This is a genomic window from Nocardiopsis listeri NBRC 13360, from assembly GCF_001570765.1.
Classification (GTDB): domain Bacteria; phylum Actinomycetota; class Actinomycetes; order Streptosporangiales; family Streptosporangiaceae; genus Nocardiopsis; species Nocardiopsis listeri.
Window position 1 is genome coordinate 1 of the sequence record NZ_BCSH01000104.1, and the last position, 19323, is coordinate 19323.

A 19323-nucleotide genomic window follows, 5' to 3' on the forward strand; every position below is an offset into this window, starting at 1 on the left:
AACACACCACCAGGGAACCGACACCCCATCCCCACGATCGCGATCGGTTCCTGCCGCTCCGACTCCAGCTGCCGTACCCGCTGGCGAGCCCGATGCAGGTCAGCGGAGACTCGCTTGAGGTACTCAACGACTTTCTCTTCCTGCTTCATCTCACACCTTTGCCATGCAGGTACGGGGCGTCGTGGTCACGCGGGCGGGGCTATCGGGGTGTCAGCCCGCCACGACGGTGACGGCGACGATCGGGGCGGAGTCCTTCGGGGAGCAGTCCAGCTCGGTGCCCATCCAGGTGTGCAGCGTGAACCCGGTCGGCGTGAAGAGGTAGATTCCCTGGTCGGTGGCGGGGAAGGAGCCGTGCCCGCCGGTGAGCACCGGGACCTCGCCCACCGGGACCGCGTCGGTGTTGGTCAGGCCCTCGGCGGTGACGGAGCCCTCCACCGAACCGCTCACGGCCAGGTCCACGCTCCCGCTGATGCCCTCGGCCGGCATCTCGACCGGGGTCTCGTTCTCCGGGGTGAGGGTCGCCTCCAGGGGGATCTCCTCCCCCGACCTGACGTGCACCGGGGCACTGACCCTCAGGGTCCACGAGCTGTCGCCGGGCGGGTACGGGGGCTCGGTGCAGGAGTAGACGACCGAAGCGGTGGTCGCCTCCTCGGCGCCGGCCGCGGGCGCGACGGCGATCGATCCGCCGACGGCGACCGCCAGTGCGGCCGCGGCGGTGCCGACGCGGGTCTTCGTGCTGGTCATGTGGATTCCTCTCGCCAGATTTCCTGGTCGGTGCCAGGAAGCCGCCCGTTACCGGTTCTTCCTCCAGGCGGTACGGCTCCACGGAGAACCTATTGCGAATGACGATTCAGGTAGACCCCCAACCTTTCTCGCGCACCCCTTGTCCAGCCCCTATCACCCCCTATGGCACGGGTCACCACGTAATCCACGCGCATCGATAGATGCGACCCCAGACTCTCTGTATGGTCGTTGACATGAGCGGACCGCCGTGAAATCCGGCCAGCCCGCACAGTGAGCGGATAACACTCCCGCCATCCAAGCGCAATTCTGACTGGAGTCGACGTGCCCCAGACACTCATTTCGAAATCAGAGGGATCCGCCGAGACCGAGCCCGGACATCACGAACCGCTCCTCTCCCCCCGACTGGTGGGGGTCGGTACGGCGGTCCCGCCGTTCAGTTACTCCCAGGAGGAGGTCCTGGACATCTTCGACGTGCGGGATCCGCGCGTTCGGTCGGTCTTCCTCAACAGCGCGATCGACCGCAGGTTCCTCCAGCTCCCGCCGGAGCGCCCGGAGGGGGGCAGGTCGGTCGAGTCCCAGGGCGAGCTGCTGCACAAGCACCGCCTGTCCGGGATCGACATGGGAGCGCGGGCGCTTCAGGAGTGCCTCAAGCAGGCCGACGTGCCCCTGCAGGACATCGGCTACCTGTGCTGCGTCACCTCGACGGGATTCCTCACCCCGGGTTTCAGCGCGCTGCTGATCAAGGAGCTGGGCCTGCGCCAGGCGACGAGCCGCTTGGACGTGGTCGGTATGGGCTGCAACGCCGGCCTCAACGGGTTGACGGCGGTCTCCGGCTGGGCCGCCGCGCACCCCGGCGAGCTCGCGGTGATGGTGTGCGTCGAGGCCTGCTCGGCCGCCTACGTCTTCGACGGCACGATGCGCACGTCGGTCGTAAACAGCCTGTTCGGCGACGGTGCCGCCGCGGTCGCGGTGATCGCCGACGACGAGCGGGACCGGCCGGGCCCGCGGGTACTGAAGTTCGCCAGCCGGATCATCCCCGAGGCCGCCGAGGCGATGCGCTTCGACTGGGACGACGACCAGGGCAAGTTCAGCTTCTTCCTCGACCGCGACGTGCCGTACGTGGTGGGGGCCAACGCGGAGACCGTCATCGGCGAACTGCTGGAGGACACCGGCCTGCGCCGCAGCGACATCGCGCACTGGATCGTCCATTCCGGCGGCAAGAAGGTGATCGACTCGGTGATGGTGAACCTCGGCCTGTCGCGCCACGACGTCCGGCACACCACCGGTGTTCTGCGCGACTACGGAAACCTTTCCAGTGGGTCGTTCCTGTTCTCCTATCAGCGGCTGCTGAACGAAGGAGTGGTCCATCCCGGCGAGCACGGCGTCCTGATGACGATGGGTCCGGGTTCAACCATCGAAACCGCTTTGGTGCAGTACTGATAATCCGAGGGAATGGACGAATGAATTCCGAAGAGAACACGATCTCCGAGCTGATGGGAATCGACGTGCAGGAATCGGCAGACTTCCGCTTGGAGATCGGCGGAACGGAGGAACTCACACCTGCGCTGATCGACGCGATGACGGACCTGTGCCACCGCGTCGAGGACGCCGCCGGTCCGGTGGTGGCGGTGCTGCGCCTGGGCGGCGGCGCGGAGCGGACCGGGCCGGGTGAGTTCGGGATCCACCTGGTGAACAAGTGGGAGCGGGCGCTGAACCGACTGGAGCGGCTCGACGTGACCACCGTCGCCGTCGTGGACGGCGCCTGCACGGGTCCGGCCGTGGAGGCTCTGCTGGCCTGCGACCACCGGATCGGCGCCGACGAGGCGCGGCTCTCCATGCCCTCGGTGGGCGGGGAGCTGTGGCCCGGGATGGCGATCCACCGGATCGCCCAGCAGTGCGGTGTGGGCCGGGCCCGCCGGATGGTGCTGTTCGGGCACGAGGCCTCCGCGTGGGAGGCGGTGGAGATCGGGCTGCTGGACGAGGTGTCCTCCGCCGTCGAGGAGGCCCTGGCCGCGCACGTCGCGCGGGCCCGCGACGCGTCCGGAGCGGGGCTCGCGGTCCGGCGCCGGCTGCTGTCGGAGGCGGCGACCACGGGCTTCGGCGACGCGCTGGGAACACATCTCGCCGCCTGTGACCGGACCCTGCGCCAGGTGCACGGCGAGGAGGTGAAGGCGGGATGACGGCGACCGGGTCGACTGACGGGGAGCGCGCGCGGTGGTTGTCGACCGCGCCGGACGTCACGGGCGGTCTCGACGGTGCGGCGGACGCGCTCGGCGCCCACCTCACGCGGGGCGAGGAGCTGCTGTCGGCGCTACCCCCGCCCGCGGAGCGCTCGGCCGAGCAGCGAGCGGCCGCGGAGGAGGTGCACCGCGCCGGGCGGTTCGCCCGGCAGCGGTTCATGCGGAGCCACGCGGCGCGGGTGTACGACCGGCTGACCGAGGACCGCACGCGTCGGCCCCGACTGGCCGAGCTGGCGCAGGCCGCGGCCGAGCACTTCCCGGGGCTGGTCCCCGACAAGGAGCGGCTCGCCCGGGAGCAGGAGCTGGCGCAGGCCGACAAGGAGGGGCGGGAGATCGACCAGGCCGTCTTCTTCAGCGAGCTGCTGCGCGTCCCGGACGCGGGTGAGCACATGATCGCGTCGATGCTGCGTCCGACCCCGCGCGCCGAGGCGCTGCTGGGCGAGTTCCGGCGCACGGGCGAACTCGACCTGGGCGCGGTCCGTCTCGTGCGCCGGGACGGGGTGGCCCAGCTGACCATCCACAATGAGCACTGCCTCAACGCCGAGGACAACGCGCTGACCGAGGCGATGGAGACGGCCGTCGACCTGGCCCTGCTCGATGACGGGGTGCACGCGGGGACTCTGCGCGGCAGCGAGATGACGCATCCGCGCTACCGCGGCCGACGGGTGTTCTGCGCCGGGATCAACCTCAAGCACCTGCACCAGGGCCGGATCTCCTATGTGGACTTCCTGCTCGGCCGGGAGATGGGCTACATCAGCAAGATCGCGCGCGGGATCACCGTCGAGGACGGCCCCGCGACGTGGCCTCGCGACAGGATGGAGAAGCCGTGGGCGGCGGGCGTGGACACGTTCGCGATCGGCGGCGGGATGCAGCTGCTGCTGGTGATGGACCACGTGGTCGCCGACTCCGGTGCCTACTTCAGCCTGCCCGCCGCGCAGGAGGGCATCGTGCCGGGGCTGGGCAACCTGCGGCTGGCCCGCCTGGCGGGTGGTCGGATCGCACGGCAGGTGATCCTGAGCGGGCGCCGGCTGTGGGCTTCCGAGCCCGACGCCGCCCTGGTCTGCGACGAGGTGGTGGAGCCGGGAGAGGTCGGCGAGGCTCTGGCGGGCGCCGCGCGGCGGCTGGGCGGGGAGGCCGTCGCGGCCAACCGCAGGATGCTCGCCGTCGCGGAGGAGCCGGTCGACGCGTTCCGCGCCTACCTCGCCGAGTTCGCCCTGGTCCAGGGGTTGCGGCTGTACGGCGCCGACGTACTAGAGAAGGTGGCCCGCTGGTGAGGCCGATCGACGCCATGTTCCGTGTGCTGCGCGAGGAGCACGTCACGAAGGTGTTCGGCAACCCGGGCACCACCGAGCTGCCGTTCGTGGACGCGCTCGCGCAGGCGGACGACATCGAGTACGTGCTCGGGGTGCAGGAGGCGTCCGTCGTCGCGATGGCCGACGGGTACGCGCGCGCCACGGGTCGGCCCGCGTTCGTGAGTCTGCACGTCGCGGCGGGGCTGGCCAATGGGCTGGTGGGCCTGTTGAACGCGAGCCGGTCCCGTACGCCCCTGGTCGTGACGGCCGGGCAGCAGGACCGTAGGCACCTGGTGCAGGACCCGATGCTCTCCGGTGACCTGATGGGGCTGGCCAGGCCGGCCGTCAAGCACGCGTTCGCCGTGGAGCACTCGTGGGAGCTGCCGATCCTGCTGCGCCGGGCGTTTCACCTGGCAGTGCAGCCGCCGTCGGGGCCGGTGTTCCTGTCTGTCCCGATGGACCTGTTGGCCGAGGAGGCCGACGTGGACCTGCCGGCCCGTTCCACGGTCGCGCCGCGGGGCGCCGCGCGCGGTGCCGTGGACGCCGCGCGGCTGCTGGCGGACGCGCGCCGTCCGGTGATCGTGGCCGGGGACGGAGTGGGCCGGGCGGGCGGGGTCGGCGCGCTGGTGGAGCTGGCCGAGGCGTTGGGCGCGGCCGTCTACCACCAGCCGTTCAACGACGGCATCGACTTCCCGACCTCGCACCCGCTCTACGCGGGGGTTCTGGCACCGACGAACGCGGAGATCCGTGACACTCTGGCGGCCTACGACACGGTGGTGGTCGCGGGCTGCCACGCGTTCATGCCGCACCACTACACGCCGGGCCCAGCGGTCCCCGAGGGGATGACCGTGGTCCAGCTGGACGATGACGGCGCCGAGATCGCCCGGAACTTCGCGGTCGACCTGGGGCTGGTCGGGGAGATCGGCGCAACGTTGGCGGATGTCGTCGCCGAGGTGCGCGTGGTGCTGGACGGCCTGCCCGATCCGGGTGAGCGGGCGGCGGCCGTCGCTGCCCGGACGGCGGCACAGCGTGCGGCCGTGGACGGCGAGGCCGAGGCACTGTACGGCCCGGCCCCCATGGATCCGCTGGCTGCGGCACACGCGGTCGCCACCGGTCTCCCCCAGGACGCGGTCGTCGTGGAGGAGGCGATCACCACGGGTGTGCGGTTGCGGAGGGTGTTGCGGCAGGAACGCCCGCGCTCCTTCGTGCACACGGTCGGAGGTGGTCTGGGATCGGGGATCGGCGCCGCCGTCGGTACCCGCCTGGGCGATCCGCTGCGTCCGGTGGTGGCGATGCTGGGGGACGGCTGCACGCTGTTCGGCCTCCAGGGGTTGTGGAGCGCCGCGCGCTACCGGGTGCCGGTCACGTTCGTCGTGATGAACAACGGCGAGTACCGCACGTTGAAGGAGACCCTGGACGGTTGGGGGACCGACGCGGCCCGCGCGGGGGTGTACACCGGCACGGACCTCGGGCCGCTGGACTTCACCCGCGCCGCGGAGTTCTTCGGAGTACCTGCCGTGCGGGTGGCGCACACCGACGAGTTGGTGGCCGCGGTGGCCGAGGCCGCCGCCTCCCAGGAGGGGCCGCTGTTGATCGAGGTGCCCGTCACGGGGCACGGTGAAGGGGGTACGAAGTGAACGGGTTCGTCGGGACGGCCGCCTTCCAGGGGCTCGGCGGTGGGGTGCGCGATGTGGTCGAGCCCGCCACGGGTGAGGTGCTGGGGAGTGTGGGGACCGCGGACGCCGACGACGTGCGGGCCGCGGTCACGGCTGCCGCGGCCGCGCAGCCGGGCTGGGCCGCCACGGCCCCGGCGGAGCGGGGCGCGATCCTGCGCCGGGCGGCCCAGTTCCTGGAGCGGCACTCCGACGACGTGGTCGAGTGGCTGGTGCGGGAGAGCGGGTCGGTGCCGGGCAAGGCCCGCTACGAGCTGGGAAGCGTGCTCGACGAGCTGTGGGCCGCCGCGGCCCTGCCTACCGAGCCGCACGGCGACCTGCTGCCCGACTCTCCCGGCCGGTTGAGTTTCGCCCGCCGCCAGCCGCTGGGCGTGGTGGCCGTCATCAGCCCGTGGAACGTTCCCCTGCTCCTGGGGATGCGGGCGCTGGCGCCCGCACTGGCGCTGGGCAACGCCGTGGTGCTCAAACCCGACGAGAACACGCCGTTCTCCGGCGGGCGGGTCACCGAGGAGATCTTCGCTGCCGCCGGGCTGCCCGAGGACGTGTTGCGGGTGGTGCCGGGCGGTGCGGAGGCGGGACGTGCGCTGGTGGCCGCCGAGGAGGTGTCGATGGTGGCCTTCACCGGGTCGACGTCGGTGGGACGGCTGATCGGCGCCGAGGCGGGGGGCGCGCTCAAGCGCGTGTCGCTGGAGCTGGGCGGGAACAACGCGTTCGTCGTGCTGGACGACGCCGACGTGGATGCCGCGGTGTCAGCGGGCGCGTTCGGTTCGTTCTTCCACCAGGGGCAGGTGTGCATGGCCGCCGGTCGGCACATCGTCCTTGCCTCGGTCGCCGAGGAGTACGTGGAGAAGCTGGCGGCACGGGCCGAGCGGCTCACGGCCGGGGACCCGTGGCGGGAGAGGGCGGACCTCGGCCCGATCATCAACGCCGCCCAGCTGGAGCGGGTGGACCGCATCGTGCGGGAGACGATCGCCGCTGGTGCGGACCTGCGGGCCGGCGGCACGCACCGGGGCCCGTTCTACCGGCCCACGGTACTGGCCGGGGTGAAGCCGGACATGCCCGCCGTCACGGAGGAGATCTTCGGCCCGGTCGCGCCAGTCCTGGTGGCGGCCGATGAGGACGAGGCCGTGGCGCTGGCCAACAGGACCGAATACGGGCTGACCGCCGCCGTGCAGACCGGCTCGGCCGAGCGGGGGCTGGCCCTGGCCGAGCGGCTCTCGACGGGCATCGTGCACGTCAACGGTCACACCATCGACGACAACGCCTTCGTGCCGTTCGGCGGTCGCGGTGCCTCGGGCAACGGGAGCAGGCACGGTGCCCGGCAGAGCTGGGAGGAGTTCACCCAGTGGCGGTGGCTGACCGTGCGGTCCTCGGCGGTCGCGTCCGCCTTCTGACCACGAACGACCAATACCGGGACAGACGGGACAGGGATCACCAGTGCCAACAAGGGTCGACTATGCCAAACGGGGACGGATCGCCTACGTCACGATCAATCGCCCCGCCGTGCTGAACGCGATGGACCTGGCGACGCACGAGGAGCTCAAGGAGGTCTGGGACGACTTCGAGAGCGACGACGGGCTCTGGCTGGCCGTGCTGACCGGCGCCGGGGACCGGGCGTTCTCCGTCGGCCAGGACCTCAAGGAGCTCGACCGGCGCAACCGGGAGGGCGCCGGCGCACCATCGACGTTCGGCAGCCGCGGCCGTCCGGGGTGGCCGCGGCTGACGGAGCGCTTCGACATGTCCAAGCCGGTGCTGGCCCGGGTCAACGGGTACGCGCTCGGCGGCGGCTTCGAGCTGGCCATGGCCTGTGACCTGGTCATCGCCGCCGAGGACGCCGAGTTCGGCCTGCCCGAGGCGCGGCTCGGGCTGGTACCCGGCGCCGGCGGGGTGTTCCGGCTCGCCCGGCAGGCGCCGCCGCGGGTGGCGCTCGGCCATCTGATGACCGGTCGCAGGCTCACCGCCCGCCGCGCCTATGAGCTGGGGCTGGTCAATGAGGTGGTGCCGGCGGCCGATCTCGACGCGTGCGTGGACGGCTGGGCTTCCGACGTGCTCCGCTGCGCGCCGCTGGCGGTGCGGGCGGTCAAGGAGGCCGCGATGGCCTCGGTGGACATGCCGCTGGAGCGGGCGTTCGCCACGCGCTACGTATGGGAGGAGCGCCGGATGCACAGCGAGGACGCCCTGGAGGGGCCCAGGGCGTTCGCCGACAAGCGTGATCCGCGCTGGCAAGGACGCTGATACGCGGTCGGGGCCGACCCGCGCTCCCCGCGGGACGGAGCTTTCGGGGGCGCGGGCCGGAGTACCAGGGAATGGGCCCGGGAGGGCCGGGGCTCAGCTCAGATCCACGCGCCGGGCCAGGGCGGTCACCAAGTCCGGCGTGACCCGGTTCAGGGCGGCGACCACACGCGACTCCGGGGTGGCGGGGACCAGGGCCCGGTTCCTGCGGACCGCGTCCACCACCGCCGCGGCCACTTTCTCCGGTGGATGGGCCCGCCTGCGCGCCGCCTCCTGGGCCTCCCGCCGACGGGTGGCGGCACGGTCCGGATCGGCACCGGCGAAGCGCGCGCTGGTGGCGATATTGGTGCGCACGAATCCCGGGCACAGGGCGGTGACCCCGATACCGTGCTCGGCCAGTTCCGCCGACAGGCTGCGCGCGAGCATCAGCGCCCCCGCCTTCGTCGTGGCGTAGGCCGCCTGGCCGCGCGCCGGGAAGTAGCCCGCCATGGACGAGGTGATCACCAGGTGGCCGCCCTCGCCGCGCCGGACCAGCACGGGCGTGAAGGCACGCATGGTGTTGACGGCCCCCCACAGGTTCACGTCGATCGCTCGGCGCCAGTCGTCCTCACCGGTGTCCAGGAAACCGCCCACCACGGCGATGCCGGCGTTGGCCATCACGATGTCGGGCGTTCCCTGCTCGGCGATGACCCGTTCGGCCACCACGGCGGTCTGCTCCGGGGAGGCGACATCGACTCGGTAGGCGGCCGCGGACACGCCGCAGTACGCCGCCTCGGCGGCGGTCCGCCGCGCGCCGTCCTCGTCCAGGTCGGCGGCGGCGATGTCGCAGCCGGACTGGGCGAAGGCGAGGGCGGTGGCGCGGCCGATGCCGCTGGCGGCTCCGGTGACGAAGGCCAGGCGGGCGCCCTCCCGCATCCGCAGCGCGGCAGCGGGCTCCGCGACGCCTTCGGTGTGGTCGACCAGCTCAGTGATCATGCAGGCCAGCGCCTCTGGGCGGGCCCAGGGGTCGGCGGCCGCGGACACGAGGGATCGCTGCCACAGTCGGCCGCCTCCCTGCCCGGTCCACGCGGGCACGCCGCTCGTAGGCCGGATCCACTGCGCGGGCACGGGCGGTTCCGGAGGCCTGCGCCCGGTCACGAGGGTCACGGAGGCGAATCGCGCGGCCCCGGCCAGGACGGCGCGCACCGCCTCCCGGCCGTGCGCGGCGACGTGCACCGGCCCCGTCGGCGCGTCCAGGTCGGCGGCCGAACACCGCTCGACGGTGTAGCGCGCGTCGACGAGGCGCGCCACATCGTCCCAGACGTCGTCGGTATCCGCGACCAGCAGCAAACGAGTCATACTAAGGAACGCTAGAGGCGGATCGGGGCCGCTGTCCGCCCCTACCGCCCCCTAGTCGCCGGGCGCAGGGGTAGCGCGGCCGAACAAGGGTCGCACCGGGAACGTAGGGGTCGCTGCGGGTATCCGGCCGGTGGCGGGCGGCCTAGGCTCGTCCCCGACCTTCTGGACTCGGACCGACAGAGTGGAGCCGGCGGCCCATGAAGAACATCGCCGTCACCGGCGGGACGGACGGGGTAGGACGCGCCGTAGCCATCGCCGCCCTGCGCCGGGGGCACTCGGTGCTCGTCGTGGGTTCGTCCGCGGCGAAGGGCCGCGCGCTCCTGGACGAGGCGGCACGCAACGGCGTGGGCGACCGCCTGGAGTTCATCGCCGCGGATCTGCGGCTGATCAGCGAGAACGGCCGTCTCCTCGACGAACTGCACGACCGGTTCACACGGCTCGACCGGCTCGTCCTGTGTGCGCAGCGCTACCGCACGGTCTGGGCGACGACGTCCGAGGGTATCGAGGAGAACTTCGCCCTCACCTACCTCAGCCGGTTCATCCTGAGCTACGGGGCGCGCGACCTGCTCGTCAAGGGTGACGATCCGGCGATCGTCAACGTCTGCGGCACCGGAACCCCGATCGGACGCGTGCAGTGGGACAACCTGCGGTTCACCGTCAGACGCAGCGGGTTCTCGGCGTTGATGCAGGCCAACCGGGCCAGTGACCTTCTCGGGGTCGCCTTCGCCCGGCACGGTGGCGACCAAGGGGTCCGCTTCGTCCTGTACAACCCGGACTTCGTCCGAACCAACCTGCAGCGAAAGCTCGACCAGCCCTGGCGCACCGTCGCGCTCGCGCTGGTGACGGTTCTGGGCAAGCCGATCGGTGAGGGGGTGCGCCCCCTGCTCGACATCATGGACCGCGTCCCACAGGAGAGCCTGTCGGCCTTCCGGGGACGCCACCGGATCGACATGGGATCCCGCGTCTTCTCCCCCGGCTACGACCCGACCGACGCACGCCGCCTGCGCTCGGCCACCGACCACATGCTGGCCGAGCAGGGCCGACAGGACCTCCGGTCGAGCTGACCCCCGCCCGCGTCGGCGACCACGTCCGCCCCTACACCGCCCTTCCTCCGAGGAGTCTCCCCGTGGAAAACGTTCGCAATCTCGCCCTGCTGGCCAGTCGGGTGATGGTGGGCATCCTGTTCATCATGCACGGCTGGCTCAAGTGGTCCAATCTCGAGGCGACCATCGCGGGCTTCGAGGCGCTCAGCGTCCCCTTCCCCACGATCTCGGCGTGGTTCGCCATGACCGTCGAGATGGCGGGCGGTGTGGCGTTCATCGTCGGCATCGCCTCACCGCTGGTCGCCGTGCTGTTCTCGGTGGTCTCCCTCGGCGCCCTGTTCTTCGCGCACGCCGGCGGCGGGTTCTTCGCCGCGGAGGGCGGCTACGAACTGGTCCTGCTGCTGGCCGTGGTGAGCCTCGGGCTGGGTCTCAACCCGGGGCGCTTCGCCCTCGACTCGCTGATCTTCGGCCGACGCTCCCCCTCGAACCGGACGAAGGCCGAAGGCGTCACCACCCGGTGACGCGGAGTTCCGACCGGGCTATGGCCCCCGGCCCGGTCGGAACCCTCACCCCAAGGCAACGCCCGACCAAAGGAGGCGAACGTGCACCACACCGGCTCCGTATCCGACACGTGGCTGCGGAAGTACCATCCGTCCCCTGAACACCGAACGCGCCTGTTCTGTTTTCCTCACGCCGGCGGCGCGGCGTCAGCCTACTTCGCGCTCTCCCAGGCTCTGGGACCGACCGTCGAGGTGAGCGCTGTGCAGTATCCGGGGCGGCAGGACCGTCGCCTCGAGGCGTGCGTTGAAGACCTGTCGGTTCTGGCGGACCGGGCCTTCCAGGCCGTCGCCGCGTCGGTGGACGGCCCCGTGGCGCTGCTCGGGCACAGCATGGGCGCCGTCGTGGCCTACGAGGTCGCCCGCCGACTGCAGCAGAAGGAAGGGATCACCCCGGTCCACCTGTTCGTGTCGGCCCGGAGGGCGCCCTCCCGTCACCGGCAGGAAGACGTGCGCCTGCGCGGCGACAACGGGATCATCGCGGAGATGCGCCGCCTGGGCGGCACCGACCAGAGCTTCCTCACGGACCCGGACCTGCGGGCGATGATCCTGCCGACGCTGCGCGCGGACTACACCGCCGTGGAGACCTACTCCTGGCACCCGTCGGAACTGTTGGCGTGCCCAGTCACGGCGATGGTCGGCACGTCCGACCCCTATGCCACGGCAGACGAGGTCTCCTCGTGGCGCAGCCACACCTCGGCCGACTTCACCATGCACGAGTTCCCCGGCGGCCACTTCTTCCTCGACGCCTGTCTGTCATCGGTGGTGCGGATCATCCTGTCGTCCCTGGATGGGGAGACTGGAGGCAAGACCCACGGACTCGTGACTCCGGGCGACAACGCCCGTTCGACGCCGAACTCCCGCTGAACCACCGCGGAGGACCGTGGTCCGAGGCGCAGTGGGTCCAAGGGCCACCCGCGTCTGCGGTGATACAGACGGTTGCCTTGTCGTGGGAACCCGGAGAACGAGCGATGACCGGCACGGAGACTTGGAGGGCGAGGTGGCGTAACAACCGGGGGTGGTGGGCATCGCTACCGGGTGGGAGGGCTCGCGATGCCACGAGGAACTCCCCTCGAACTGGCCGAGTCTGCGCGCGCAGGTCATCCACGCCCTCGCAGGACGTCCACACCGAAGAAGGCAACGCTTTTCTAGCGCGAACTGACGGACACTGTCTCGGGCGCTCCATCCACGGTTTCCTGACCGAAGCGCCCTGCTTCACCCCACCTCTTGATGAGACGGCCCCACCGCTCCTTACGCCCGAAGGCACTGCCGATCTCCTTTCCAGTCGGGAGCTTTCCATCCTCCCTGCGGTTCTTGAGCGCCCACTTCCACGCATCCACTTGGACGCTGGGCGGCACAACAGGTTCAGATGCATCCTCAGCCCAGGAGTCTCTGTTTGAGGCATGGGTACTCGGCGCGGGCACGACATGGAGGTGGGTCTGGTGGCTCTTGTTGTCGACAACCGTCGCGTCGGATACCTCCGGTGTGTCTTCGAATCCGCCGCCGATAGGTAGCCGCTCCTCCGCTGCGGACGAAGTGCGTATGCTCTTCGCAGCCGTGCGGAACTCGCGCATGAGCAACTCATACGCACCGATCAGCGCGAAACTCGGCCACGCGTGGATGATCCGCGACCACATCGTGGGGTCGGCCACCGCGACGTTCGCAGCCAGCGACGCGGCCGAGCCAATGATCAACAGGGTCCAGGGCAGTAGACCGCCCCTGCGGCCGTTGCGAGCATCGCTCAGGAGCGTCGTGGAAGAGGCGACGATCATCCCGTCCACGGAGAGAGGGAACAGGGCCGCGCGCCACTCGGGTTCCCCATGGCGCAAGGCGAGTTCGTACATGTGCGAGTAGGACACCACGGCCGCGATCACGGCCAGCATCAGCACGGCGACGATGGTCGTCCAACGGGACCAGCGGGAAGAATCCATCACGGATCACTGCCCGTCCAGCGACAGGTCCGCGCTCAGGACCAGAGGAGTCGGGTCCTGTAGGGGAATGGTTGAAGTCCCCCTCCAACTCGAACCCCCACTTCCCGCAGGGATCAGCCCGGTCGGGCGCGCGGCCTCTGCTCAGACTGCGGCCCCTAGCCGCCCTCGCTGACCACGCTGCTTCACCAACCTGCCCCAGCGCGGTTTGCGCTCGAAGGTCGTTGCGATCTGATCCCCTGTAGGCAATGCCCCGTGCTCCCTCTGATGATCCAGAGCCCATCGCCATGCGCGGACTTGGGTTTCAGGCGGCGTTGGACGGGTCTCTTCGGCACCGTCAAGCGCGCCCGTGCCCTGCTCGCGAACGACGTACAGTCCCGCTTCCTCCGTCTGCGACTTTTCCCCGGGAAGCGAAGGGAAGTCGTCTTCGGTGTGCGTACGCTCCGCTTTCGCATTGCGTACGCTCTCAGCCGCCGTGCGGAACTCGCGCATGAGCAACTCATACGCACCGATCAGCGCGAACGAGGGCCACGCATGGATGATGCGCGACCACATCGTCGCATCGGCAACCGCGACGTTCGCTGCCAGTGAAGCTCCCGAGCCAATGATCAAGAGAGTCCAGGGCAGGATCCCGCCCTTGCGGCCGTTGCGAGCGTCGCTCAGCAGCGTCATCGAGGAGGCGACGATCATGCCGTCGACTGACAGTGGAAACAGAGCCGCGCGCCACTCCGGCTCGCCATGGCGAAGCGCCAATTCGTACATGTGGCTGTAGCTCACCACCGCAGCGATGAGCGCTAGCAGCAGCACAGCGGCGATGGTGACCCAGCGGGACCAACGGGGAGCAGTCATTGCGCTCACTCCCCCGCGCCCTGACGCTCAGCCCGCGAACCGTGGTATCCGTCTCTGCGGACCTTGGCGTGAGCAGGGAGAAGTTCAATCTGTGGTCCCTCGATCACAGGCTGGAGGTTCGCATTGTGTCGGGCTGGGTGCACCACAAAACCCCGGTTCAAAGGGAGTGTGCGAGGATCTCGGAAGAGGTCCTCGCGGCGTTTTCAGGCCATGTTCATCCCGGTCACAGCAGCACCCGTAAAACCCCAGCGGACTCGGCCACCTCGCAGCCACGCCCCCGGCCTCTCGGCCGAGTCCTCTCCTCCGCCCGGGGAGGAGAGCACCCCAGGTCTCAACCTGCGCGTCCAGTAGCGCTCCTCACGGCTGTAGGCCGACCAGTGAGGCGCTGTCCCGCCACAGAGCGTCCCTCACCCTGTCGTCGCGAGCGAGTTTCGAGGGATCGAGCCACATGAGCGCATCGCGCCGAACAGCCGCGTAGTAGCGCCCGGCGGGCGGGTCCACCCGCCCCAGGGCGATCGCGCCCAAGTGGGCACCGCCCGCTTCTTTGCTGTTGAAACGCGGCACCATCCGATGAAGGAGGCCGCCGAAGACCCGCCAGGCGGTCACTGTGCCCGGAAGCGTCCCGGGCTCATCCCGGTGACCCTCCTGAAGGCCGTGCTGAACGAACTGGCCGAGCGGAACCCCACCCGTTCGGCGACCTCCTCGATGCCCTCCCCCCGGGCCAGCATCACGATCGCGTGCTGGGCGCGGGCGGTAGCGCTCCACTGGGCGAAACCCATCCCGGTCTCGGCGTGGAAGGCCCGGGTCAGGGTCCGCGAGCTCACCCCCAGACGCGTGGCCCAGGCGGCCAGGGTGGTGGTGTCGGCCGGGTCCTCGCGCAGGGTGTCGATGATCGGCCGCAACAGGTCGGATTCCGGAAAGCGCAGCAGGAATTCGCGTTCGGCCGGAGCGAGCACGTCCAGCACCATCGACTCGGCCTTGGCCCGCGATTGGGGGGTGAGGTCCTCTTCCCCCAGCCGGCCGAGCAGCAGCTGGAGCAGCGGGGTGACCTCGACCGCGACCGGTCGGTCGGAGAGCGGCGCGACCTCGCGGACACTGAAGTGGGCGGCCCTGTGCCAGGTGCCCGAAGGGGTCCACCCCGAGTGCGGTACGCCCGCCGGGATCCACAGCCCCACCGAAGGGGTGATGGACCACACGCGCGCGCCCACGGTGGCCGAGGAGGCACCCCGTTCGTTCCAGAGGAGTTCGTGGGTGGGGTGGGAGTGCTCCTCCCAGAAGGTGTCCTGCGCGATGACCTCGACGCTGCCCCGCATCACGAAGGGCACGTCGATCTCACCGGCGGCGTAACGGGGCAGCCTGCGACTGTCGGAACCCGCGCGCCGGGGGGTGCGGGGATGGTCGGTACGAGGGTCGGATACGGGCACCTCACCAGGGTACGCGGCGTCGATCGGGGCGGAGTGGGGCGAAACTGTGCTTAGAATGAAAACCGTTTTCATTACCTGATTCGAACGACCCCCGGAAAGCGAGGACGGATGCGGCACACCACCGCTCCCCCCGACGCACCACCCCACCTGCCCCCGGATCCCTCCCCCGCTCCCCCGACCCGAGGCCGCCGCCTGGCCACCCCCGCCGGGACCGCGGCCACCGCGCTGGTGCTCGCACTCCTCCTGGCCGGCTCCGCGCTCCTGGCCGTCGGCCTGGGCACGGCCGTGGTCCCGCCCGCCGAGACCTCCCGCTACCTGTGGGCGGCCCTGACCGGAGGCACCATCTCCGTCGACGAGGTCACCCGCTACCAGGTCGTCTGGCAGATCCGCACCCCCCGCGTCCTACTCGCGGCCGTGGTCGGCGCCGGGCTGGGCGCCGTCGGTGTGGCCGTGCAGGCCATGGTCCGCAACGCCCTGGCCGACCCCTACATCCTCGGGGTCTCCTCCGGCGCCTCCGTGGGCGCCGTGCTGGTCGGAGCGCTCGGCGGACTCTCCCTCCTGGGCATCCACGCCGTCTCGGCCGGGGCGTTCGCGGGAGCCCTGGCCGCCACCCTGCTCGTGTACGTCATCGCGCACGGCCGGGCCGGGGTCACCCCGCTGCGGCTGGTACTGACCGGAGTGGCGCTCTCCTTCGGCTTCCAGGCGGTCATGAGCGTGATCGTCTACCTCGCCCCCAGCAACGAGGCGACCAGCACCGTCCTTTTCTGGACCATGGGCGGCTTCGGCGCCGCCACCTGGGGTTCCCTGCCGGTCGTGGCGGTCACCGTCCTGGTCGGTGTGGTGCTGCTGCGCGGTCTGGCCCGGCCGCTCGACGTCATGGCGTTGGGTGACGAGACCGCCGCGAGTCTGGGCGTGGACGCCCACCGTCTGCGCCGCTGGTTGTTCGTCCTCACCGCCGTGATGACCGGCGCGATGGTCGCGGTCAGCGGCGCCATCGGGTTCGTCGGGCTGGTGGTCCCCCACATCGTGCGCATCCTCGTGGGCGCCGACCACCGCAGGGTACTGACCGTCGCCCCGCTCGCGGGTGCGGTCCTGATGGTGTGGGTCGACCTGGCCTCCCGAACCGTGGTCGCACCGCGCGAGCTCCCCCTGGGCGTGATCACCGCGCTCATCGGCGTGCCGGTGTTCCTCGTCCTGATGCGCCGCCGCGGCTACCTGTTCGGGGGACGTTGATGAGGACGACACCGATGGACCTGCGACTCGATGACCTCTCGGTCGACCTGGGCGGGCGAAGGATCCTGCGCGCCCTGACCCTGGACGTTCCCGCCGGGCAGGTGGTGGGGTTGGTCGGCCCCAACGGCTCGGGCAAGTCCACCGCGCTGCGCTGTGTCTACCGAGCCCTGACGCCCGCCACCGGCCGGGTCCTGGTGGGCGAGCACGACCTCACCGCGATGGGGTTGCGCGACGCCGCCCGGCACGTGGCCGCCCTGACCCAGGACAGCGGCAGTGACCTCGACTTCACCGTCGCCGAACTCGTGGCCCTGGGACGAGCCCCGCACCTGCGCGGCAACCAACCTCTCGGCGCCCGTGAACGGGAACTGTGCCGACGGGCCATGGAACGCATGGAGGTCTCCCACCTGGCCGAACGCGGGGTGCTGGAGTTGTCCGGCGGCGAACGTCAGCGGGTGCTGGTGGCCCGCGCCCTGGTCCAGGAACCCCGTGTCCTGGTGCTGGACGAACCCACCAACCATCTGGACGTGCGCCACCAGTTGGATCTGCTCGCCCTGCTGCGCGAGGTGGGCGTGACCGTGCTGGTGGTCCTGCACGACCTCAACCTGGCCGCCGCGGCCTGCGACGTCGTCGGTGTGTTGGGCGAGGGCTCCCTGGTGGCCGCCGGGCCCCCCGAGAAGGTCCTGACCGAACACACCCTGCGCGAGGTCTTCGGCGTGGAGGCCACCGTCGTGGCCCATCCCCTGACCGGCGACACCCAACTGCTGTACCGGCTCCCCTCCACGAAAGGCCCTCGATGAACCGCAAGAAGCACACCCTCCTCCCCGTGGCCGCGGCCACGGTCCTGCTCGCCGGCTGCGGCGCACAGGTCGATGAGCCCTCCCAGGCGGCGCTGGACACCACCACGGTCAAGCGCTGCGGCGAGGACGTGGAGTACCGCACCCCCGAGCGGGTGGTGGCCTACGAGGCGGGCAGCGCCGACAAGCTGTTCGCGCTCGGCCTGGTCGACCACGTGCACGGGTACGTGATGCCACCGGCCAACCCGCCGGTGGAGGAATCCCCTTGGGCGGACGAGTACGCGAGCGTGGAGTTCCTCAGCGACGACCTGCTCAACCGGGAGTTGGTCGTGGACGCCGAGGCCGACATGGTCGTGGCCGGCTGGAACTCCGGGTTCAGTGACGAGCGCGGCATCACGCCGGAGATCCTGGACGGGCTCGGTGTCCAGAGCTTCATGCACACCGAGTCCTGCTTCAACTATCCCGGCCATCCCGAGCGGGTGACGCCCTTCGAGGGGCTGTACACCGACCTGGAGCGGATGGGCGAGATCTTCGGGGTGTCAGAGCGCGCCGAGGAGCTGGTGGCCGACCACCGCTCGCGTGTGGAGACGGTGGTCGAGCAGGCCCCCGGGGGCGACCCGGTTCCGGTGTTCCTGTACGACTCGGGCACCGACCAGCCCTTCACCGCGGGCAACCAGGTTCCGCCGAACGACATCATCTCCCACGCCGGTGGCGAGAACATCTTCGGTGACCTGGAGGAACGCTGGACCCAGGTGGGCTGGGAGTCCGTGGTGGAGGCCGAGCCCGAGGTCATCATCATCCTCGATTACGGCGACCAGCCCGCCGAGGACAAGATCGACTTCCTCACCTCCTCCCCGACCATGGCCGAGGTTCCGGCGGTGGTGGAGGAGAACTTCTTCGTCCTGGACTACAACGAGGGCATCTCGGGGCCGCGCAACATCGACGGGCTGGAGAAGTTCGCCGAATACCTGCGCGAGTTCGATCAGAACCGGGGCTGATGTCCGAAACCTCGGACGATTCCTCGCGCTGACCCCTGTGTGGGACGGGTCACCTCCTGATTCACTTCCGGAATTCGTTGGTTCGGCGGTGGATCGGGAGGCACACGGGTGAGCGAACAGAAAACCGTCCAGAGGACCCCCGGGATCTGGCGTTTAGTGGTCTACTTTCCTTACATATGTGCTGTTGGGCTTCGGGGGATTCAGGGCCCGGGAGAAGCGCTGCAACGCTTTCCTGGGCCCGTCTCATGTCCTCATCGACATGGCGGAGCGTGGAGCTCAGTTGAGGGTGGCGGTGTTCCAGCCGCTTTCAGCCAGGTCGTAGGCCAGGTACAGCCACACGGTGCGGTACTCGGCGTTGCCGTTGTCGCCCCGTGAGGTGGCCAAGGTGTCGACCATGGCCAGGCCGCGCCCGGATTCGGCTCCCAGGCCCAGACCGCCGGGGCCGGGTTCCAGGCGGGCGTTACGGGTGCGTACCCCGCCCCGGTCGTGGCAGGACAGGCGGAGCCCTTCCTTGTCGCGGCGCACACGCAGGGTGTACGTGCCACCCGGCTGACCGGGCCTACTTCAAACCCCGGAGTACATCGCCATCATCGATGAGGCAGCTCTCAGACGCCCCGCCGGGGGTCGATGCCATGAGAGAACAGCTACACCATCTTCTTCATATGGCACAACGTCCTCGTGTGACCCTCCATGTCCTGCCCTTCTCAGCAGGCATGCACGGCGCCAACCTCGGCGGCTTCCAGATCATGGATTTCCCTGAGCCGGCAGACCCCACCATCGCCTACGCGGAGACTCCTACTTCCATCCTTTTCGTGGAGGAAGCGGACGAGATACGTGGTTACGATGCGATGCGGTGCGAAGCCCACAGCGCCTCGTTGACCGCAGCCCAGTCCGTGGACTTCATCCAGGGCGTGATCGAACCCCTAGATGAGTAATTCCCAGGGGTGTGTGGTCTGAGTATGAGGCGAGGGAGCCCAT

Annotated in this window: 21 protein-coding genes; 13 read left to right on the top strand and 8 right to left on the bottom strand. The window is 70.2% G+C overall.

Features of this window, described 5'->3' with window-relative positions; genetic code table 11:
* Together NLI01S_RS26765 and NLI01S_RS24015 are read right to left on the bottom strand one after the other, a co-directional pair.
* Positions 1 to 149, bottom strand: a 149-nt coding sequence (locus NLI01S_RS26765; protein WP_157091125.1) for a polyketide synthase docking domain-containing protein, incomplete at its 3' end; no start/stop codon positions are given.
* A gap of 61 nt (positions 150 to 210) precedes the next feature.
* Positions 211 to 744: a hypothetical protein gene (locus NLI01S_RS24015; RefSeq protein ID WP_067608954.1), complete on the bottom strand. Its 534-nt coding sequence runs from the start codon at positions 742 to 744 to the stop codon at positions 211 to 213.
* Positions 745 to 1065: 321 nt separating this feature from the next.
* Between NLI01S_RS24015 and dpgA the strand changes: the two genes are divergently transcribed.
* Genes dpgA through dpgD form a run of 6 tightly spaced genes read left to right on the top strand, consistent with a single transcriptional unit; the run spans position 1066 to position 8184 of the window.
* Positions 1066 to 2184: a 3,5-dihydroxyphenylacetyl-CoA synthase DpgA gene (gene dpgA, locus NLI01S_RS24020; RefSeq protein WP_223809363.1), complete on the top strand. Its 1119-nt coding sequence runs from the start codon at positions 1066 to 1068 to the stop codon at positions 2182 to 2184.
* A 20-nt stretch (positions 2185 to 2204) separates the two neighbouring features.
* Positions 2205 to 2924: an enoyl-CoA-hydratase DpgB gene (gene dpgB / locus NLI01S_RS24025; protein ID WP_223809364.1), complete on the top strand. Its 720-nt coding sequence runs from the start codon at positions 2205 to 2207 to the stop codon at positions 2922 to 2924.
* Entirely contained in the window at positions 2921 to 4258 is a 1338-nt protein-coding gene (dpgC, locus tag NLI01S_RS24030) for a (3,5-dihydroxyphenyl)acetyl-CoA 1,2-dioxygenase DpgC (RefSeq protein WP_084392855.1), read from the top strand. Before dpgB ends, dpgC begins: the two co-directional genes overlap by 4 nt.
* Positions 4255 to 5913 (top strand): thiamine pyrophosphate-binding protein, encoded by a 1659-nt coding sequence (locus tag NLI01S_RS24035; RefSeq protein WP_223809365.1) that lies wholly within the window; start codon positions 4255 to 4257, stop codon positions 5911 to 5913. The genes dpgC and NLI01S_RS24035 overlap by 4 nt, the downstream gene beginning before the upstream one ends.
* Positions 5910 to 7343, top strand: a complete 1434-nt coding sequence (locus tag NLI01S_RS24040) for an aldehyde dehydrogenase family protein (RefSeq protein ID WP_067608958.1) — start codon at positions 5910 to 5912, stop codon at positions 7341 to 7343. Before NLI01S_RS24035 ends, NLI01S_RS24040 begins: the two co-directional genes overlap by 4 nt.
* Before the next feature lie 43 nt (positions 7344 to 7386).
* Complete coding sequence (gene dpgD / locus NLI01S_RS24045; protein WP_084392857.1) at positions 7387 to 8184, top strand: enoyl-CoA-hydratase DpgD; 798 nt, start codon at positions 7387 to 7389, stop codon at positions 8182 to 8184.
* A 93-nt stretch (positions 8185 to 8277) separates the two neighbouring features.
* Here the strand turns inward: dpgD and NLI01S_RS24050 are convergent, their stop codons facing one another.
* Positions 8278 to 9519 (bottom strand): SDR family NAD(P)-dependent oxidoreductase, encoded by a 1242-nt coding sequence (locus tag NLI01S_RS24050; RefSeq protein ID WP_067608961.1) that lies wholly within the window; start codon positions 9517 to 9519, stop codon positions 8278 to 8280.
* A gap of 197 nt (positions 9520 to 9716) precedes the next feature.
* Here NLI01S_RS24050 and NLI01S_RS24055 point away from each other — a divergent pair, with 197 nt between their 5' ends.
* The 3 genes from NLI01S_RS24055 to NLI01S_RS24065 all read left to right on the top strand — a co-directional run bounded on the left by NLI01S_RS24055 (position 9717) and on the right by NLI01S_RS24065 (position 11986).
* Complete coding sequence (locus NLI01S_RS24055) at positions 9717 to 10583, top strand: SDR family NAD(P)-dependent oxidoreductase (RefSeq protein WP_067608964.1); 867 nt, start codon at positions 9717 to 9719, stop codon at positions 10581 to 10583.
* A 62-nt stretch (positions 10584 to 10645) separates the two neighbouring features.
* Entirely contained in the window at positions 10646 to 11083 is a 438-nt protein-coding gene (locus tag NLI01S_RS24060; RefSeq protein ID WP_223809366.1) for a DoxX family protein, read from the top strand.
* A gap of 81 nt (positions 11084 to 11164) precedes the next feature.
* Positions 11165 to 11986 carry a thioesterase II family protein gene (locus NLI01S_RS24065; protein WP_067608966.1) on the top strand — a complete coding sequence of 274 codons (822 nt, stop codon included), beginning with the start codon at positions 11165 to 11167 and terminating at the stop codon, positions 11984 to 11986.
* Positions 11987 to 12267: 281 nt separating this feature from the next.
* On the opposite strand, the gene NLI01S_RS24070 is transcribed toward NLI01S_RS24065, so the two are convergent.
* From NLI01S_RS24070 to NLI01S_RS24085, 4 genes are all read right to left on the bottom strand, one after another.
* Entirely contained in the window at positions 12268 to 13050 is a 783-nt protein-coding gene (locus NLI01S_RS24070) for a DUF2637 domain-containing protein (protein ID WP_067609007.1), read from the bottom strand.
* A 141-nt stretch (positions 13051 to 13191) separates the two neighbouring features.
* Entirely contained in the window at positions 13192 to 13896 is a 705-nt protein-coding gene (locus tag NLI01S_RS24075) for a DUF2637 domain-containing protein (protein WP_067608971.1), read from the bottom strand.
* A gap of 357 nt (positions 13897 to 14253) precedes the next feature.
* The gene (locus NLI01S_RS24080; protein WP_190318576.1) at positions 14254 to 14463 is read right to left on the bottom strand and encodes a hypothetical protein; all 210 of its coding nucleotides are present in this window, start codon (positions 14461 to 14463) and stop codon (positions 14254 to 14256) included.
* Positions 14464 to 14498: 35 nt separating this feature from the next.
* On the bottom strand, positions 14499 to 15320 hold the full coding sequence (locus NLI01S_RS24085; protein ID WP_067608976.1) for a helix-turn-helix domain-containing protein: 822 nt from the start codon (positions 15318 to 15320) through the stop codon (positions 14499 to 14501).
* A 108-nt stretch (positions 15321 to 15428) separates the two neighbouring features.
* Between NLI01S_RS24085 and NLI01S_RS24090 the strand changes: the two genes are divergently transcribed.
* From NLI01S_RS24090 to NLI01S_RS24100, 3 genes are read left to right on the top strand one after another with little or no spacing between them, the layout of a single operon-like run.
* Positions 15429 to 16553: a FecCD family ABC transporter permease gene (locus NLI01S_RS24090; protein WP_067608979.1), complete on the top strand. Its 1125-nt coding sequence runs from the start codon at positions 15429 to 15431 to the stop codon at positions 16551 to 16553.
* A 14-nt stretch (positions 16554 to 16567) separates the two neighbouring features.
* A complete protein-coding gene (locus tag NLI01S_RS24095) occupies positions 16568 to 17350 on the top strand; it encodes an ABC transporter ATP-binding protein (protein ID WP_067608982.1) in 783 nt (260 codons plus the stop codon).
* Positions 17347 to 18345 (top strand): ABC transporter substrate-binding protein, encoded by a 999-nt coding sequence (locus NLI01S_RS24100; RefSeq protein WP_067608984.1) that lies wholly within the window; start codon positions 17347 to 17349, stop codon positions 18343 to 18345. Before NLI01S_RS24095 ends, NLI01S_RS24100 begins: the two co-directional genes overlap by 4 nt.
* Before the next feature lie 276 nt (positions 18346 to 18621).
* On the opposite strand, the gene NLI01S_RS24105 is transcribed toward NLI01S_RS24100, so the two are convergent.
* Positions 18622 to 18870 (bottom strand): hypothetical protein, encoded by a 249-nt coding sequence (locus NLI01S_RS24105; protein ID WP_371850630.1) that lies wholly within the window; start codon positions 18868 to 18870, stop codon positions 18622 to 18624.
* 137 nt (positions 18871 to 19007) lie between these two features.
* Between NLI01S_RS24105 and NLI01S_RS24110 the strand changes: the two genes are divergently transcribed.
* Complete coding sequence (locus tag NLI01S_RS24110) at positions 19008 to 19280, top strand: Scr1 family TA system antitoxin-like transcriptional regulator (RefSeq protein WP_190318577.1); 273 nt, start codon at positions 19008 to 19010, stop codon at positions 19278 to 19280.
* The last annotated feature ends 43 nt before the right edge of the window (positions 19281 to 19323 follow it).